This is a genomic window from Paraburkholderia dipogonis, assembly GCF_042680985.1.
GTDB lineage: Bacteria > Pseudomonadota > Gammaproteobacteria > Burkholderiales > Burkholderiaceae > Paraburkholderia > Paraburkholderia phytofirmans.
The window spans coordinates 72,869-89,210 of sequence record NZ_JBHUFR010000030.1; the positions used below are offsets into that span (position 1 = coordinate 72,869).

Annotated in this window: 14 protein-coding genes; 10 read left to right on the top strand and 4 right to left on the bottom strand. The window is 62.5% G+C overall.

Going from position 1 to position 16,342, the window contains the following annotated elements; translation table 11 throughout:
• The first annotated feature begins 3 nt into the window (after positions 1 to 3).
• The 5 genes from ACFSNN_RS32630 to ACFSNN_RS32650 all read left to right on the top strand — a co-directional run bounded on the left by ACFSNN_RS32630 (position 4) and on the right by ACFSNN_RS32650 (position 5,618).
• Positions 4 to 1,182: an electron transfer flavoprotein subunit alpha/FixB family protein gene (locus ACFSNN_RS32630; RefSeq protein ID WP_134464776.1), complete on the top strand. Its 1,179-nt coding sequence runs from the start codon at positions 4 to 6 to the stop codon at positions 1,180 to 1,182.
• Positions 1,179 to 1,955 (top strand): electron transfer flavoprotein subunit beta/FixA family protein, encoded by a 777-nt coding sequence (locus ACFSNN_RS32635; RefSeq protein WP_134464774.1) that lies wholly within the window; start codon positions 1,179 to 1,181, stop codon positions 1,953 to 1,955. Before ACFSNN_RS32630 ends, ACFSNN_RS32635 begins: the two co-directional genes overlap by 4 nt.
• A gap of 73 nt (positions 1,956 to 2,028) precedes the next feature.
• On the top strand, positions 2,029 to 3,342 hold the full coding sequence (locus ACFSNN_RS32640) for an aromatic ring-hydroxylating oxygenase subunit alpha (RefSeq protein ID WP_134464772.1): 1,314 nt from the start codon (positions 2,029 to 2,031) through the stop codon (positions 3,340 to 3,342).
• 33 nt (positions 3,343 to 3,375) lie between these two features.
• On the top strand, positions 3,376 to 4,623 hold the full coding sequence (locus ACFSNN_RS32645; RefSeq protein ID WP_134464770.1) for an FAD-binding oxidoreductase: 1,248 nt from the start codon (positions 3,376 to 3,378) through the stop codon (positions 4,621 to 4,623).
• A 137-nt stretch (positions 4,624 to 4,760) separates the two neighbouring features.
• Positions 4,761 to 5,618 (top strand): glycine betaine ABC transporter substrate-binding protein, encoded by an 858-nt coding sequence (locus ACFSNN_RS32650; RefSeq protein WP_134464768.1) that lies wholly within the window; start codon positions 4,761 to 4,763, stop codon positions 5,616 to 5,618.
• A gap of 96 nt (positions 5,619 to 5,714) precedes the next feature.
• Here the strand turns inward: ACFSNN_RS32650 and purU are convergent, their stop codons facing one another.
• Both purU and ACFSNN_RS32660 read right to left on the bottom strand, forming a co-directional pair.
• Positions 5,715 to 6,590, bottom strand: a complete 876-nt coding sequence (gene purU / locus ACFSNN_RS32655) for a formyltetrahydrofolate deformylase (RefSeq protein WP_134464766.1) — start codon at positions 6,588 to 6,590, stop codon at positions 5,715 to 5,717.
• Positions 6,591 to 6,726: 136 nt separating this feature from the next.
• Positions 6,727 to 7,641, bottom strand: coding sequence for a choline sulfate utilization transcriptional regulator (locus tag ACFSNN_RS32660; RefSeq protein ID WP_134464764.1), 915 nt, complete (start codon positions 7,639 to 7,641; stop codon positions 6,727 to 6,729).
• 163 nt (positions 7,642 to 7,804) lie between these two features.
• On the opposite strand from ACFSNN_RS32660, the gene betC reads away from it, so the two are divergent.
• The 3 genes from betC to ACFSNN_RS32675 all read left to right on the top strand — a co-directional run bounded on the left by betC (position 7,805) and on the right by ACFSNN_RS32675 (position 11,764).
• Positions 7,805 to 9,343, top strand: a complete 1,539-nt coding sequence (gene betC, locus ACFSNN_RS32665; RefSeq protein ID WP_134464762.1) for a choline-sulfatase — start codon at positions 7,805 to 7,807, stop codon at positions 9,341 to 9,343.
• A gap of 51 nt (positions 9,344 to 9,394) precedes the next feature.
• Positions 9,395 to 10,345, top strand: coding sequence for a choline ABC transporter substrate-binding protein (locus tag ACFSNN_RS32670; protein WP_134464760.1), 951 nt, complete (start codon positions 9,395 to 9,397; stop codon positions 10,343 to 10,345).
• Positions 10,346 to 10,615: 270 nt separating this feature from the next.
• Positions 10,616 to 11,764: a porin gene (locus ACFSNN_RS32675; RefSeq protein WP_134464758.1), complete on the top strand. Its 1,149-nt coding sequence runs from the start codon at positions 10,616 to 10,618 to the stop codon at positions 11,762 to 11,764.
• Positions 11,765 to 11,830: 66 nt separating this feature from the next.
• On the opposite strand, the gene ACFSNN_RS32680 is transcribed toward ACFSNN_RS32675, so the two are convergent.
• A complete protein-coding gene (locus ACFSNN_RS32680) occupies positions 11,831 to 12,751 on the bottom strand; it encodes a LysR family transcriptional regulator (protein WP_134464756.1) in 921 nt (306 codons plus the stop codon).
• Positions 12,752 to 12,861: 110 nt separating this feature from the next.
• Between ACFSNN_RS32680 and ACFSNN_RS32685 the strand changes: the two genes are divergently transcribed.
• On the top strand, positions 12,862 to 13,503 hold the full coding sequence (locus ACFSNN_RS32685) for a glutathione S-transferase family protein (RefSeq protein ID WP_134464754.1): 642 nt from the start codon (positions 12,862 to 12,864) through the stop codon (positions 13,501 to 13,503).
• 33 nt (positions 13,504 to 13,536) lie between these two features.
• Positions 13,537 to 15,585: a pyridoxamine 5'-phosphate oxidase family protein gene (locus ACFSNN_RS32690; RefSeq protein WP_134464752.1), complete on the top strand. Its 2,049-nt coding sequence runs from the start codon at positions 13,537 to 13,539 to the stop codon at positions 15,583 to 15,585.
• Between the two features lie 27 nt (positions 15,586 to 15,612).
• Here the strand turns inward: ACFSNN_RS32690 and ACFSNN_RS32695 are convergent, their stop codons facing one another.
• Entirely contained in the window at positions 15,613 to 16,290 is a 678-nt protein-coding gene (locus ACFSNN_RS32695; RefSeq protein WP_134464750.1) for a TetR/AcrR family transcriptional regulator, read from the bottom strand.
• Positions 16,291 to 16,342: the final 52 nt, after the last annotated feature.

Here is a 16,342-nt window from a genome sequence, read left to right on the forward strand (position 1 = left end):
GCGATGAACACTCTCAAACGAATCGATCCGCGCCGTCCGTTCACGATCACGGCCGACGGACTCAAACGCATCACGCTCGGCGTAATCGGTGCTGCCGGGTCAATAGAAACGGCCACGTACGGCGGCGCCTTACACCGCGAACACGCCAAAGCGCGCCGCACCACGGCGGCGCCGCAGCGCGTGATACTCGTGGCCGCGCATGCGGACCGCGGCGCATTGGACGATCACGCACGCCAGACGTTGGCGGCAGCGGCCTTGATAGCCGACGCCGCGACCGAAGTCGTATTGCTGGTATTCGGCGAGTTCAGCGGCGATGCCGCCACGCTCGGCGCCGACAAACTGATCGAGTTGCCGATGTTCGATCGCCGCAAGTTTGCGCCGCTGGACGAATTGAACGCGCTGGCTGCGTGCGTCGCGGCTTACGCGCCGGTGCATATTTTCCTGCCGGATAACGCAACCGGAGACGGCGATCTGGGCCGGCGTTACGCCGCCGCCGCGAATGCAAGTGTCGCGGCGCATGTCGTGGAGATCGATGCCGCGCATGTGGCCAGCTATGTTCAGGCGAATACAGCGTTCGCGGCGCGCGCCTTGCCTGAAGTGGTATTGCTCGCGGCCAATGCGGTGGATCCGAAGTTGCCGTTCATTGGCGCGGGCGAACGGGTGATGTGGCGTTTCGACGGAGATCCCGCTTCGCAGCAAGGCCAAGGCGCTGTACGCGATCTCGGCATCGAGGAAATCGACGCCGCGCAACTCGCGCTCGAAGAAGCCGACTTCATCGTCTCGGCCGGCAACGGCGTGAGCGACGTGCCGGCGTTCGAGCGCCTTGCAAACACGCTCGGCGCAGCGATAGGCGCGAGCCGCGTGGCCGTGGACGACGGCAAGTTCACCCGCGACAAGCAGATCGGCGCGACCGGCAAGACCGTCGAGGCGAGCGTGTATATCGCCTTCGGCATCTCCGGCGCGGTGCAGCATCTGCAAGGCATCAAGGATTGCCGGCATGTGATCGCGGTGAACCTCGACGCCAGTGCGCCGATCGCCAAACGCGCGAATCTCACGGTGATCGCGGACGCACAGGAAACCATCGCGGCACTCAACGAAGCGGCGGCCGCGGCGCGCTCCGCACGCGGAACCGGTGCGGCGCTGCTGAATTCAACGGCTGTCACCGAAGGAGCGCTCGCATGAAGATCGCCGTCCTCGTTTCCGTGGGCCGTCATCCGGTGAGCGGCACCGCGCGCTACAGCCGCAACGATGCCGCCGCGCTGACTCTCGCGCTCTCGCTTGCCCGAACGCACAACGCAACGCTCGACGTGTTGCATGCAGGCGATCCGTCTAACCCCGCGTTGAAGGAATATCTTGCGCTCGGAGCTCGCTCAGTCGAAGTGCTCGAAATCGCCACGACGCCTGACTTGCAAGCCGATGCAGCGGCGCCGCTGGCCGCGCGTCTGCGCGGCTACGACCTCGTGCTGACCGGCACGCGTGCTGAAGGCGCATTCGACAGCGGCATGCTGCCGTATCGCATCGCCGGCGCGCTGGAAATGCCGCTGGTCGGCGCCGCCGTCGACATCACGCTGCGCGACGGTTGCGCGGAAGTCCGTCAATTCATGCCGAAGGGTTTGCGCCGTCGCGTGGAAGTGCGGCTGCCCGCGCTGATCGCCGTGCATCCGCTCGCCAACGCCGCGCCGACGTACGCCTATGCGCGCCTGCGCGAAGGCACGATTCGCCCGGTCGCGACGCCCGCCGCCGCGAATCCCGACAACCTTGCCTGGACCGTGCGCCCGGCGGCCGCCAAGCCGGTGCGGCTCGCCGCGGCCGAAAAGCGCTCCGGCCACGCCCGCATGCTTTCGGCCACGACGACCGAGAGCCGGGGCGGCAGCGTCGTAATTGAAGGAAGTTCTGTCGAAAAAGCACAAGTGATTCTGGCGTATTTGCGCGAGCATCAACTCGTGGATTACTGATTTCCGGTTCGGGCCAGCACGCGACCAGGAGGGCCTGGCGCGGCGCCAGACGTGACATGCAACGGAGCACACAATGAAAGTTTCGGCAGACGTTCGTGCAATGATCGAACGCCGCAAAAAGAATTACACACTGGAAGCGCCGTTCTACACGAGCGAGGCGATTTTCGCGCTCGATATGGAGGCGATCTTCCGGCAGCACTGGATCCAGGTCGCGGTGGAACCGGACGTACCGGAACCGGGCGATTACATCACGGTGGAGGTCGGCAACGATTCGATCCTGATCGTACGCGACGACGACATGCAGGTGAGGGCGTTTCACAACGTGTGCCGCCATCGCGGCGCCCGCTTGTGCAATACCGACAAAGGCTCGCTCGGCAACATCGTGTGCCCGTATCACAGCTGGACCTACAACCTGAACGGCGATCTGATGTTCGCCGAACACATGGGCGATCAGTTCGACCGCTGCAAGCATAGTTTGAAGGCCGTGCATGTCGAGAATCTGGCGGGCCTCATTTTCATTTGCCTCGCCGACAATCCGCCGGCCGACTTCGGCGTGATGCGCGCCGCGATGGAACCGTATCTGCAGCCGCACGATCTGGCCAGCTGCAAGATCGCGGCCTCGATCGACATTATCGAAGACGGCAACTGGAAGCTCACGATGGAGAACAATCGCGAGTGCTATCACTGCGTCGCGAACCATCCCGAGCTGACCATTTCGCTCTACGAATACGGCTTCGGCTATCAACGCACGCCGGCCAACGAAGAAGGCATGGCCGCGTTCGAAGAGACCGTGGCGCGCCGTACCGCGCAATGGGAAGCGATGAAGCTGCCGTCGGCGGAAATCGAACGGCTCGCCGATCTGGTCACGGGTTTCCGCACGCAACGCCTGCCGCTCGATCGCGACGGCGAATCGCAGACGCTCGACGCGAAAGTGGCGTCGAAGAAACTGCTCGGCGGATTCGAGCAGGCCGACCTCGGCGGACTGTCGTTCTGGACGCAGCCGAATTCGTGGCATCACTTCATGAGCGATCACATCGTCAGCTTCTCGGTGATTCCGCTCTCGGCGGGTAAGACGCTGGTGCGCACCAAGTGGCTCGTTCACAAGGACGCGCGCGAAGGCATCGATTACGACGTGAACAACCTTACGGCCGTGTGGCGCGCCACCAACGACCAGGATCGCGCGCTCGTCGAATACTCGCAGCGCGGCGCGACCAGCAGCGCGTATGAGCCGGGTCCGTATTCGCCGTTCACGGAAGGGCTCGTCGAAAAGTTCTGCGAGTGGTACATCGCGCGCATGGCCGATTACAGCAATGCGCCCCAAACCCATGACGCCGGCGATACCGCGCCGGCTTCGCATGGCGAAAAAGTCGTGTCCTTCATGCGCTGAGCGCGACGCAGCAACCAGAAGTCGGAGAAAACAATGATGCGCGATCAGGCGACGTTTCAACTGAGCCCCGAACCGGCTCCAGATCACGCTGCGAGCCGCGTCACGCAGCCGCGGTTCTGGGAGACGTTGCCGCCACGCTGGAATAGCGATACCGACGACACGCTGGTGTGCTGCCAGGTTCGCCAGGAAACGCACGACGTGAAGAGCTTTTTCTTTCGTGCGCCGTCCGGGCGGGCGTTCGTGTTCGAGCCGGGGCAATTCATCACGCTGGAACTGGAGATCGACGGTGAATCGATCAACCGATGCTATACGATTTCTTCACCGCCCACCCGTCCTCACACGATCTCGATCACGGTGAAGCGCGTGCCGGGCGGCAAAGTGTCGAACTGGCTGCACGACAATCTGCATGCGGGCGCCGAGGTTCGTGTGCTGGGGCCGTCGGGCGAATTCACCTGCGCGCGGCATCCGGCGCGCAAGTTCCTGTTTCTGTCGGCCGGTTCAGGAATCACGCCGCTGATGTCGATGAGCCGCGCGCACCACGAACTCGGTGAAGACAGCGATATCGTGTTCGTGCACAGCGCCCGCACGCCGGACGACATCATCTTCGCGCGCGAGCTCGATCTGATTGCATCGAATCAGGCCCATTTCCGCGCGGCGTTCGTTTGCGAGCGAGTGGGCGCGCGCACGAACTGGCTTGGCGTGACCGGCTTTCTGACCTTGCCGTTGCTCAAGCTCATCGCCCCGGATTATCTGGAGCGCGAGGTTTTCACGTGCGGCCCCGCGCCGTATATGCAAGCCGTGCGCAATCTGCTGGACGAAGGCGGCTTCGACCGGCGCCATTATCACGAGGAAAGTTTTTCCTTCGAGACAGTCAGCGAAGTGGCCGCGCAATTGACCACCGCGCATGTCGCGGATGCATTGCAGAACATTGACGCGCCCGTCACCGCGGACAGCTTCGTCGAGGCGCGCGAGGAAGCGCCGGGCTTCGCGCCCGCGCCCGTTTCCATCGAAACCGAAACGCGCTTCAAGGTGAGTTTCGCCAAAAGCAATCGCGAAATCGAATGCGGCAGCGGCCAGCACGTGCTCGACGCGGCGAAGAAAGCCGGCGTGCGGTTGCCGGCGTCGTGTACGCAAGGCATGTGCGGCACCTGCAAGGTCAAGCTGGTGTCGGGTGAAGTCGCGATGAAACACGCCGGCGGGATTCGCCAGCGTGAGATCGATCAGGGCATGGTGCTGCTGTGCTGCAGCAAGCCCTTGAGCGATCTCGTCGTGGATAAGTAAGACTAGAAGAAGATGGGTCCAGTGGCGCGAAGTCGCGTGCGGACAACTGGATGTCGGAAAACAACGCTACCCGGTAATTCTGGCTGGCGATTCTAAATGCTCATTGGGTTGTTTTGACGGCAAAAGGGAGAACGGCGATGAGACTGATCAAAAAGATATTCGTGTTGAGCGCCTTGGGCGCGGCGCTGGCGGCAAGCAGCGTGAGCGTGTCGGCCGATAGCAAGCCGACCATCAAGATCGGCTACGTGGAAGGCTGGGACGATAGCGTCGCGACCTCGAACGTGGCCGCGCGCGTGATCGAAAAGCGCCTCGGCTATCAGGTCACACTCGTGCCGGTTGCGGCCGGCGTGATGTGGCAGGGCGTGGCGCGCGGCGACCTCGACGCGACGCTGTCGGCGTGGCTGCCCGTCACGCACGGTGCGTACTGGAACAACTTCAAGGACAAGGTGGTCGACCTCGGGGCGAACTTTAACGACGCGAAGATCGGGCTGATCGTGCCGGATAACGTCGACGTGAAGAGCCTGGGCGATCTGGAAGCGAAGAAGGCGGAGTTCGGCTCGCGCATCGTCGGTATCGACGCTGGCGCGGGCGTGATGCAGAAAACCAGCGAGGCGATCAAGGCCTATGGACTCGACTATCAGTTGATGCCGAGTTCGGGCAGCGCAATGACCGCTGAGCTGGCGCGTTCGGAAGCGGCGAGCAAGCCGATTATCGTGACTGGTTGGAAGCCGCACTGGATGTTCGCGAAGTACAAGCTGAAATTCCTCGACGACCCGAAGAAGGTGTTCGGCGAAGCGGAGCACGTGGATACCGTCGTGAATCCGGAACTCGAGAAGAAGGCGCCGCCGGTCGTCGCGTTCCTCAAGAAGTTCCAATGGAAGCCGGGTGAGATCGACAGCGTGATGCTGGCGACACAGAACGGCGAGAAGCCGACCGCCGCGGCCGATGCGTGGATCAGTGCGCATGGTGACCGGGTGGATAGCTGGGTGAAGTGATCCTGCTGCACGTGCCCGTGCGAAAGCGTTGCCGCTTCGATGAAGCGGCAACGCCTGATTAACCAGGAACGCCGCTTTTGTAGCGGCGTTTTTTGTTTACTGCAGCACGACAGTCCGATCGCCGTTGATAAACACGCGCCGCTCGATAAACGCCTTGACGGCCCGCGCGAGCGTAATGCACTCGACGTCGCGCCCAGTGGCAAGCAGACGCTCCGGGCTATACGAATGATCCACGCGCTCCACCACCTGTTCGATGATCGGGCCTTCGTCCAGATCGTCGGTGACGAAATGCGCGGTCGCGCCGATCAGTTTGACGCCGCGTGCATGCGCCTGGTGATACGGTTTGGCGCCCTTGAAGCCGGGCAGAAACGAATGGTGGATATTGATCGCTCGCGCGGCCAGCGCACGGCTCGTTTCGCCGGAGAGAATCTGCATATAGCGCGCGAGAATCATCAACTCGGCACCGGAAGTCTCGAACAGATCGAGCAAGCGCGCTTCCTGTTGCGGCTTCGTGTCGGCGGTGATCGGCAGATGGTGGAAGGGCAGGTCGTGCTGCTGCGCCAACGGTTCGAGATCGCGATGATTCGAGCCGATGCCGACAATGTCCATTTTCAGCTCGCCCATGCGCCAGCGGAACAGCAGATCGGCGAGACAGTGTTCGAGTTTCGACACCATGATCAGAACCTTTGGCCGCGTGCCGACGTCGTGCATCGCCCATGTCATGCGAAAACGCTCGGCAATCGGCTCGAATTCGCGCTTGAGCGCGGCGACCCGCAGCGTCTCCTGACTGTCGACGCCATGAAACACGCAGCGCACGAAAAAGCGCTCGCTGAGGTCGTCGTCGAAAACGGTCAGTTCGTCGATATAGCAATGATGCCGGTCGAGAAAGCCGACGACGGCGGCAACCTGGCCGGCCGCGCTCGGACAGGCGACGGTGAGAACCAGCTGATCGGGACGGGAATCGACGGACATGCGCACTCCACCTGGAAGATAGGACGCTGCCGCGGGGCGCGGCATGCTACTTCGCAGTAGAGCAAATCAGGCGGCACGCGGATAGAAGCTAACCGCCGTCGCGCTGGAACGGGAGCGTCAGGCCGGCCCGCACGCGTTATTCCGCGTCGAGCCCGCATTCGCCGAGCAGCCAGTGGCGAAAGGCGCTGAGCACGGGTGTCGCCGTGCGTTGCGTGACGAGCAGATAGCCTCGCTCCGTGACGACCGGCGGCTCGAACAGTTCGACGAGTTGCCCGGTGGCAAGCAGTTCGTCGACCAGCGGCGCCCAGCCCAGCGCGACGCCCTGGCCCATGATCGCCGCGTGGGCGACCAGCGTAAAACTGTTGAACGTGATGCCGCGATGCGCGGCGGGCGCATCGAGTTCGTGGGCGGCGAACCAGTCGGCCCATGACAGCCAGCGCGCTGGCTGGGTGGGCTCGAGATGCAGCAGCGGCAGATTCGTCAGATCAGCGGGCGCGCGCAATGACGGGTGCGCCGCGAGAAACGCCGGGCTGCACACCGGCGTGACGCGCTCGGGGAACAGCTTGACCACGCCGCGCGCGGTCCAGTCCGCGTGTTCATCGCCGAATGCAATGGCGATGTCCGCCTGATCGTGCGACGGATCGAACACGCTTTGCGACGTGATGATTTTCACGTCGACGTCCGGCATCAGCGCCTTGAACTGCGATAGACGCGGCATCAGCCAATAGGTGGCGAAGCCGAAGTCGGTGGAGAGTGTGAGCGTTTGCGGCGTGCGCCGCGCGCGGATTTCGCTGGTGGCGAGGCGAATCGTGTCCAGCGCGTGGCGTACCGCCTGGAAGAGCCGTTCGCCGTCTTCGGTGAGGGTGACGCCGCGATGGCCGCGCTCGAACAGCGGCGCGCCCAGCGCTTCCTCCAGTTGCACGACGCGCTGACTCACCGCGGGCTGGGTCGAACCCAGTTCGCGCGCGGCCGCCGTGAAGCTGGCCAGACGCGCGGCGGACTCGAACATCGTCAATGCCTGCATAGGCGGCAAGCGGTCCTGTCTCGACATAACACCCCCTTATAGGCACATAACGAATTGCCGTCTTCACAGCGGCGAATTGGACGGCAATAGTGGTGCTCATGGCGGGCCCGGTACGCCGGCAGCCCGTTGGCCGTTGCATCCATCACGGCATCTGCATCGACACTTGCGATTCTATTCGAGGCACGCACTCATGCTTGACAGCAAAAAGAATATTCTCATCCTGATGGCCGACCAGATGACGCCGTTCGCGTTGGCCGCATACGGGCACCGTCTGACGAAGACGCCCAATCTCGATCGCCTCGCGAAACAGGGCGTGGTGTTCGAATCGGCATATTGCGCGAGTCCGCTGTGCGCGCCTTCGCGATTCTCTTTTTTATCGGGCAAGCTGCCGTCCGCAATCGGTGCCTATGACAATGCAGCGGAATTTCCGTCGCAAACGCTGACATTCGCGCATTATCTCCGCGCAGAAGGCTACCGAACCATTCTGTCCGGCAAGATGCATTTCTGCGGCGCCGACCAGTTGCACGGCTTCGAAGAACGGCTCACCACCGACATCTATCCCGCCGATTTCGGCTGGACGCCCGACTGGGACAATTTCGAGGCACGTCCCACGTGGTATCACAACATGAGTTCGGTAATCGACGCGGGCCCGTGCGTGCGCACCAATCAACTCGACTTCGACGACGAGGTCACGTTCACCACTCGCCAGAAACTCTTCGACATTGCGCGCGAACGTCATGCGGACAAAGACGCACGGCCGTTTTGCATGGTCGCCTCGCTGACGCACCCGCACGACCCGTACGCGATTCCACAAAAGTACTGGGACATGTATCGCGACGAAGACATCGATATGCCCGCGTTTCGCGATTCATTCGAAGACGCCGACCCGCACTCGAAGCGCCTGCGCCATGTCTGCGAAACCGATCGCACGCCGCCTACCGATCAGCAGATCCGCAACGCGCGCCGCGCGTACTACGGCGCGATCTCCTACGTCGACGACCAGTTTGGCGCCATCCTTGAGGCGCTCGACCAGGCCGGGCTCGCGCAAGACACGGTGATCGTGGTGACGTCCGATCACGGCGAGATGCTCGGCGAGCGTGGGCTCTGGTACAAGATGACTTTCTTCGAAGGCGGTTGCCGCGTGCCGCTAATCGTGCACGCGCCGCAGCAATTCGACGCGCATCGCGTCAAGGCCTCGGTCTCGCATCTCGATCTGGTGCCGACGCTGGTCGAACTGGCGCGCGGCGAACAGCCGGCCGTGTGGCCCGATTCGCTCGATGGACAAAGCCTCGTGCCGCATCTGCTGGGCAAGCAAGGCGGTCACGACGAAGCGATCGGCGAATTTCTGGCGGAGGGTGCGATTGCGCCGATTGTGATGCTGCGGCGTGGGCGGTTCAAATTCATTCATACACCTGCCGATCCCGATCAACTCTATGACGTCGCAGCCGATCCGCTTGAACGAGAGAATCTTGCCGCGCGTAGCGAATATGCATCACAGGTCGCGGCATTTCGGGAGGAAGTCGCGCAACGCTGGAATCTCGCCGCGCTGCACAATGAAGTGCTGCAAAGCCAGCGGCGCCGCCATTTTCACTTCGCGTCGACGACACAAGGCACGGTCGAATCATGGGACTGGCAGCCGCTCGTCGATGCGAGCCAGCGTTATATGCGCAACCACATCGATCTCGATACGCTCGAAGCGATGGCGCGCTTTCCCGCCGTCGCCCGTTGATCCTCACGCTGATCACGATCCAATCCACCCCACCAACAGGAAGCCGACATAATGAAAAAGCTCTTCAAACAGGCGGTAACCGGCGCAGCGCTACTGTGCGCGGCAGCCACTTTCGCGTCGGCTGCCGAGCCGCAGTCATGCACGCAGGTCAACATGGCGGGGCCGGGATGGACCGACATCGACGCGACCAATGCAATGACCGGAGTACTGTTGAAGGCGCTCGGCTATAAGCAGAATGTCGCGAACCTGTCGGTGCCGATCACTTATCAAGGCCTGAAGAAAGGACAGATCGACGTGTTCCTCGGCAACTGGATGCCGGCGCAGGCGCCGGTCGTCAAACCGTTCGAAGAAGAAAAGTCGATCGAGGTCGTGCATCCCAATCTGAGCAACGCCAAGTTCACGCTGGCCGTGCCCGACTATGTGGCGGCTGCCGGCATTCATTCTTTCGAGGACCTCGCGAAGAATGCCGACAAGTTCGACAGCAAGATTTACGGCATCGAGCCTGGCGCGCCGGCCAATCAGAACATCAAGAAAATGGTCGACGACAAGGCGTTCGGCCTCGGCAGCTGGAAGCTCGTCGAATCGAGCGAAACCGGCATGCTCACGCAAGTGGAGCGCGCGGTGCGCGACAAGAAGTGGATTGTCTTTCTCGCGTGGGAGCCGCATTTGATGAACACGAAGTTCAAGCTCACCTATCTCGACGGCGGCGACAAGTACTTCGGGCCCAACTACGGCGGCGCTACGGTCAATACGGTGGAGCGCAGCGGCTATGCCGCGCAGTGTCCGAATGTCGGGCGGCTTTTCAGGCAACTCACTTTCAACGTCGATCTGGAGAATGGCGTGATTACCGAAGTACTCGAAAAGAAAACCGGCGTGGATGTCGCAGCCACGGAAGCGCTCAAGCGCCACCCCGAATTGTTGAAGTCGTGGCTCGACGGCGTGAATACCGCGAGCGGCGCCAATGGCCTGCAAGCGGTGCAAACCGCGCTTGGCGTGAAATAACCGCCGTATTCCTAACAATGAGGTCGCGGTGCGACAGATTTATGTCGCATCCGGTCGAATCCTCATAAATCTGGACCCGTATTCTTGATCCGGCGATGCGAACACGAGTGCTTATTGCATGCATCGTAGATAGCTTCAATTCGTTTCACTCGGTCTCAGCCGGTTTCTGAACTGCCCGTCATGCGAGAAGCGCCGCGCGTTGGTCAACAGCACGCAGCAGGGATCGCTTTATCCAACGAAATACGCAGGCAAAGAGCAGGGGAGAATTAGATGAAGAAGAAAAATGCCGTCAGCCTTTCGGCACTCGCTATCGCGGCAAGCGCTGTATGCACGCCGACGGTTGCCCATGCACAGAGCAGCGTCACCCTCTACGGCATTCTGGATGCCGGCATTACCTACGTGAACAATGCCGGCGGGGCTCACCAGTTCAAATTCGATGACGGTATTTCATACGGCAACCGGATCGGCTTCAAGGGCGTCGAGGATCTCGGCGGCGGCTTGCAGGCAGTGTTCGTGCTCGAATCGGGTTTTCACGTGGGCAACGGGCAATATGCATTCGGCGGTGCCGAGTTCGGACGTCAGGCTTATGTGGGCCTGAAGAACAACTGGGGGCAACTCTCGCTGGGCAATCAGCTCGACATGACCGAGGAGTTCGTCTACCTCTATAACATCTCGGCGTGGGCAAGCGGTTACGCGATCCATCAGGGCGACTTCGACCGGATGAACGGCGACCGGCTGCCGAATTCGATCAAGTTCCTCTCCAACGATTATGCAGGCTTCTCGTTCGGCGGCATGTACTCGTTCGGCAATACGGCCGGTGACTTCCACAACAAGAGCGCGTGGAGCGTGGGCGCGCGTTACGAGCACAGCGCGTTCAACATGGGCGCGGCCTATACGCAGTTGAACAATCCGAACGGCATCTATGCATTCGACCCGTACGCGATGATCGGCACACGCACGTTCCTCGGCAAGCCGACCGTGTCCGTCGATCCGGCAACCGGCGCGGTGACGGATCTGTACAGCTCGTCGGCGTTTCCGGTCGACAAGCAAGGGGCATTCGCAGTCGGCGCGGCCTATACGATCGGCAAGGTCATGTTGAGCGGCGACTTCACCTACACGACGATCAAGGGACTCGGCGAGACCTCGCATATGCAGGTGTATGAAGCGGGCGCCTCGTACACCTTCACGCCCGCGTTGATGCTGTACGGCGGTTATCAGCATACGCGCTTCGAAGGCAATCACTGGAACCAGGGCTCGCTCGGGCTGCATTACCTGCTCTCCAAGCGCACGGACGTCTATATCTCCGGCGACTATCTGCGCGCATCGGATGGCGTGAATGCGGTGATCGGCTACAGCTTCACACCGTCCACGTCGAACACGCAGACCGATGTGCGGATCGGCATGCGGCATTCGTTCTGACACGTTGATACGCTGATATGCGAAGGCTTGCTGGCGTGCCGGTTCACGAGACACCAGCAAGCGCCGTTACGCGGCGCGCTCAAGCTGCTTCTTGAACGTCTCGATCAGCGCCCGCACTTTGGGCGGAGGATGACTGGTGGGCGGAAAGATAGCCTGAATACTCGCGGGCTCGGTCGCCCATTGCGGCAGCAGGCGAATCAGCCGGCCGGCCGCGATGTCGCCGCCGATCGAGAAGTCCGTCAACAGGCCGAAGCCGCCGCCGGCGAGTGTCGCTGCACGGCAGGCGTCGGCGGTGTTCACCAGCAACGCGTTTTCACAGCGCACGCTTTCGGCGTCGCCATCGCCCGTGCCGCCATTGCGTTGCAGGTCGAGCGTCAGCGGACGCGGCAACACCGTCAACGCGCAAAAGGGCATCGCCGACAATTCAGCGGGTGTCTGCGGCTGCCCCCATGTCTCGACGAAATCCGGGCTCGCCACGAGCCATTTGACAAAGCTGCCGAGTTTCACCGCGCGGAAATTGGAATCGGCAAGCCGGCCCAGGCGAATCGCGACGTCGATACCGTCCGCGATCAGATCCACATAGCGATCGGTGCACAGCAACTCGACATTGAGTTGCGGATGCGTGCGGCGCAGTTCGACCAGCACCGGCGCCACTGCAAGCGAACCGTAATCGATTGGCGAGCTCACGCGCAACGTGCCGCGCACGGGCGCCGTTTCGCCGCCGATCGCCGCGAGCGCGTCTTCGGTGGCGCGAAGGATTTTCACGCTCGCTTCGTAGAACGCGCGGCCGGGCTCGGTCAAGCCGAGCCGCCGCGTCGTGCGCACCAGCAGGCTCGCGCCGACCTCGGCCTCGAGCCGCTGCATGTGCGTGCTGACCATCGTCTTGGCGAGGCCCAGGCGCGCTGCCGCGGCAGTCAGCGAGCCCGCCTCGACGACCGCGACGAAGATCGCCAGCCGGTTCAGGTTTACGTCGCGTACGTCGGCCATGGTGGATTGTCCATCTTCGATTGACTGTGTTTCCCGGATTATCAGGCTTCTGCAAGGTGGCGCGTGCGGATTATGCTCGCTCCATCCCTTCACGCTTTCCGGAACCTGTCATGCCCGCTGCCCGACCCGCCCAACCGATCCGCCTCTATACGACCCTGCTTTCCGGCCACGGCCATCGGGTGAAGCTGTTTTTGACCCTGCTGGATCTGCCGTTCGAAGTGGTCGAACTGGATATGAAGGCCGGCGACAACCGCAAGCCTGACTATCTGGCGCTCAACCCGTTCGGCCAGGTGCCGACGATTCAGGACGGCGACCTCACGCTGTTCGACTCGAACGCGATTCTGGTGTATCTGGCCAGGCGCTACGGAGACGCCTCATGGCTGCCGGCAGACCCGCTCGGCGCGGCCGCGGTGCAGCGCTGGCTGTCGCTCGCGGCGGGTCAGATCGCGTACGGGCCGTGCACGGCTCGGCTTGTCACCGTGTTTGGTGCGCCGCACGATCACGAGACCGCGAAGAAGCTGGCGGTGAAGCTGTTCGACGTGCTCGACCGCGAACTGGCGGACAAGCCGCTCGCGGCGGGCAATCAGGTGACGATCGCCGATATCGCCGCGCACACCTACATCGCGCACGCGCCGGAAGGCGGCGTGTCGCTCGACCCATATCCGAACATTCGTGCGTGGCTGCGCCGCGTCGAGGCGTTGCCGCGGTTCATCGCGATGCCTTCGACAAAAGCGGGGCTGCTCGCCGAATAAGCGGCTGATCCTTCACGACACCGGAGTCCGGTCATGTCCACCGTTATCCCTCTGAATGGCTGGGGCGTCGACACCTCGCCGTTTCATGCCGCGGAAGTCGCCGTCCAGCAGCGCGTGGGCGTGAGAAGCGTGGCGGAAGCGTCGGGACGCCGGGGGATCCGGCGCTACATGCCAGACCAGCATCGCAAGTTCTTTGCCGAACAGCCGTTCATGGTGATCGGCGGCGTCGATGCGCACGGGCAGCCGTGGGCGACGGTGCGCGCCGGCCTGCCGGGCTTCGTGTCGTCGCCGGATGCGAAGACCTTGCGCATCGAGGGCGGCGCATTAGCCGGCGATCCGCTCGCGGATAGCTGGCAGAAGGGCTCGATGATCGGCGGCCTCGGGCTGCAGCCGCAGACTCGCAGGCGCAACCGGATCAACGGCATGGTGACGTCGGCGGACGGGGCGGCGTTGACGCTCGAGGTTCATCAGAGTTTCGGCAACTGCAACAAGTACATCCAGAGCCGTACACCGACCTGGGCGGAGCCGAGTGCGTCCGGGGCTTCCATGCCGCCGGAAATAGCGGCGGAACTCAGCGATGCCGACCGCGCGTTTCTGGCGCGGGCGGATACGTTTTTCATCGCGAGCGCGAATCTTGCAGATGACGCCGATCTCGCGCGCGGCGTCGACGTTTCGCATCGCGGCGGCGCACCGGGCTTTGTGCGTGTGGACGATGAACACACGCTGACGACCCCCGACTTTGTCGGCAACAACTTCTTCAACACGATTGGCAACCTGATCCACGATCCGCGCGCCGGGCTGTTGTTCATCGACTTTGCGAGCGGCGATTTGCTGTATATCGCGGCGCGCGCGGAAATCATCTGGGACGGCGCGGAAGTGGCGGCCTTCGAAGGCGCGCAACGGCTCGTGCGTTTTCACGTGCTGGAAGTTCGGCGCAGCCGGAGCGCGCTACCGTTTCGCTGGTCGGACGTCGAGTACGCGCCGCAGTTTGCTGCGGCGGTGCAAAAGCCGGTGGCTGCGTCGCCGTGGCACAAGCTGAAGGTCTCGGCGGTGGTCGAGGAGACTGCGTCGATCCGTTCCTTCTATTTTGAACCGGTCGACGGTGTGCCGTTGCCGTCGTACAAGCCGGGGCAGTTTCTGCCGATTCGCGTGCCTGTGAAGGGCTCAACCACGCCTTTGTCGCGGACGTATACGCTTTCCGATGCGCACGATCCGCAGCGGTATCGAATCAGCGTGAAGCGCGAAGGCGTTGCATCGAAATGGCTGCATGAGCATCTGGTTGCCGGAGCGCAGATCGAGGCGATGAAACCGCGCGGTGCTTTCGTTTTCGATGATGAGAGCCCACGGCCCGCCGTGTTTCTCTCGGCGGGCATCGGCATCACACCGATGATGGCGATGCTTCGGTACGCGTTGGCAGCTTCTTGCACTGAGGGGGCGGTGGCGAAGCGGGTGTTCTTCTTTCACGGCGCGCGTAGCGATCGTGAACGTCCGTTCAGTGCGCAATTGAAAGAGCTTGCCGCGCGCAATCCGGCGCTTTCACTGCATCTTTTCGATAGCACCGCTGATGGAGTCGCCGAAGGCGTGTCGGCCGGTCGTGTGAGCATCGACGCGTTAAAGCGCGCGCTTCCGTTCGATGACTACGACTTCTATTTGTGCGGCCCCGAGCAGTTCATGCGCGACCTGTATGAAGGTCTGCGCGGATTGAACGTTGCCGATGAACGGATTCGTTTCGAAGCGTTCGGTCCGGCGAGCGTCAAGCGCGCGGTTGCCGTCAAGAGCGAGCCAATGCCGGCGGATACGTCGGCACTAGACGCGGGCGCTGTGCCGGTCACGTTCGCGCGCTCGGAGCGCACGATTCAATGGCTGCCGCGCGACGGCAGCCTGCTTGAATTCGCCGAGGCGCACGGTATCGACGCGCCGTCGAGTTGCAGGTCGGGTATGTGCGGGACGTGTTCGACGCGTTTGTTGTCGGGCAAGGTCAAGTACGACGGCGAAGTGGAGGCGCAAATCGAACCCGGCGCGGCGCTGGTTTGCATGGCGCATCCGGTTGCGGGCGACGCGGGTGTGACGTTGGATCTGTGAGCGACGGCCTCTGGCGTTCCGTAAAACCTAGGACTTCGATTTGCGGCGCGCGTTTGGTGGCGGAGCGGCCGGGGGAGCGTCGCGCGTGCCGCAGATCAACGCGACGCCAGCCTCGGCAGTCGCTCGCAACGAATCGATCGAGTCGCCCGCGCGCGAGCGCAGCGCGATGCTGTGAAGGATCGCCGAGGCGATTTTCGCCAGCATGACCGGATCCGACGCGGCACTGAGTTCGCCCTGCGCTTTGGCACGTTCGAGCCGTCTCTCGAATACCTGATCATAGATAGTCAGGCCGCCGAGGAGCTTGTCGCGAACCTCGGCATCGGTTCTCGATTCCACGACTGCCGTGCCGATCAGGAAACATCCGCGAGGCGTCTCGCCGGGCGGAAGATATATGGCGAGCGCGGCGTCATACACCGACTGCAATGCCTCCGCCAATAGGCGATCTCCGGCCAGCGCGGCTTCCATCCCCTGACGCCCAAGTTCGATGTATTGATCCAGCGTGTTCAGATAGAGCGCATGTTTATCCCCGAACGCGCCGTACAGACTGGGCCGGTTCATGCCGGTCGCGTCGCTTAGCGAGTCGAGTGACGTGCCGGAATAGCCGCCCTGCCAGAATGCGTCCCGCGCGTCGTGCAGCGCCTGCTCCGAATCGTAGCCGCGAGGCCGCCCGCGCGCACGCTTTTCACTTTTTGTACCGGTATGCATAAAATTATATGGCTGCGTTGGTTTTTATACACTATAGTACAAAAATCATCCC

Coding starts and splice junctions, on each gene's coding strand:
- ACFSNN_RS32630 (WP_134464776.1), top strand. CDS start 4: ATGAACACTCTCAAACGAATCGATCCGCGCCGTCCGTTCACGATCACG.
- ACFSNN_RS32635 (WP_134464774.1), top strand. CDS start 1,179: ATGAAGATCGCCGTCCTCGTTTCCGTGGGCCGTCATCCGGTGAGCGGC.
- ACFSNN_RS32640 (WP_134464772.1), top strand. CDS start 2,029: ATGAAAGTTTCGGCAGACGTTCGTGCAATGATCGAACGCCGCAAAAAG.
- ACFSNN_RS32645 (WP_134464770.1), top strand. CDS start 3,376: ATGATGCGCGATCAGGCGACGTTTCAACTGAGCCCCGAACCGGCTCCA.
- ACFSNN_RS32650 (WP_134464768.1), top strand. CDS start 4,761: ATGAGACTGATCAAAAAGATATTCGTGTTGAGCGCCTTGGGCGCGGCG.
- purU (WP_134464766.1), bottom strand. CDS start 6,590: ATGTCCGTCGATTCCCGTCCCGATCAGCTGGTTCTCACCGTCGCCTGT.
- ACFSNN_RS32660 (WP_134464764.1), bottom strand. CDS start 7,641: ATGTCGAGACAGGACCGCTTGCCGCCTATGCAGGCATTGACGATGTTC.
- betC (WP_134464762.1), top strand. CDS start 7,805: ATGCTTGACAGCAAAAAGAATATTCTCATCCTGATGGCCGACCAGATG.
- ACFSNN_RS32670 (WP_134464760.1), top strand. CDS start 9,395: ATGAAAAAGCTCTTCAAACAGGCGGTAACCGGCGCAGCGCTACTGTGC.
- ACFSNN_RS32675 (WP_134464758.1), top strand. CDS start 10,616: ATGAAGAAGAAAAATGCCGTCAGCCTTTCGGCACTCGCTATCGCGGCA.
- ACFSNN_RS32680 (WP_134464756.1), bottom strand. CDS start 12,751: ATGGCCGACGTACGCGACGTAAACCTGAACCGGCTGGCGATCTTCGTC.
- ACFSNN_RS32685 (WP_134464754.1), top strand. CDS start 12,862: ATGCCCGCTGCCCGACCCGCCCAACCGATCCGCCTCTATACGACCCTG.
- ACFSNN_RS32690 (WP_134464752.1), top strand. CDS start 13,537: ATGTCCACCGTTATCCCTCTGAATGGCTGGGGCGTCGACACCTCGCCG.
- ACFSNN_RS32695 (WP_134464750.1), bottom strand. CDS start 16,290: ATGCATACCGGTACAAAAAGTGAAAAGCGTGCGCGCGGGCGGCCTCGC.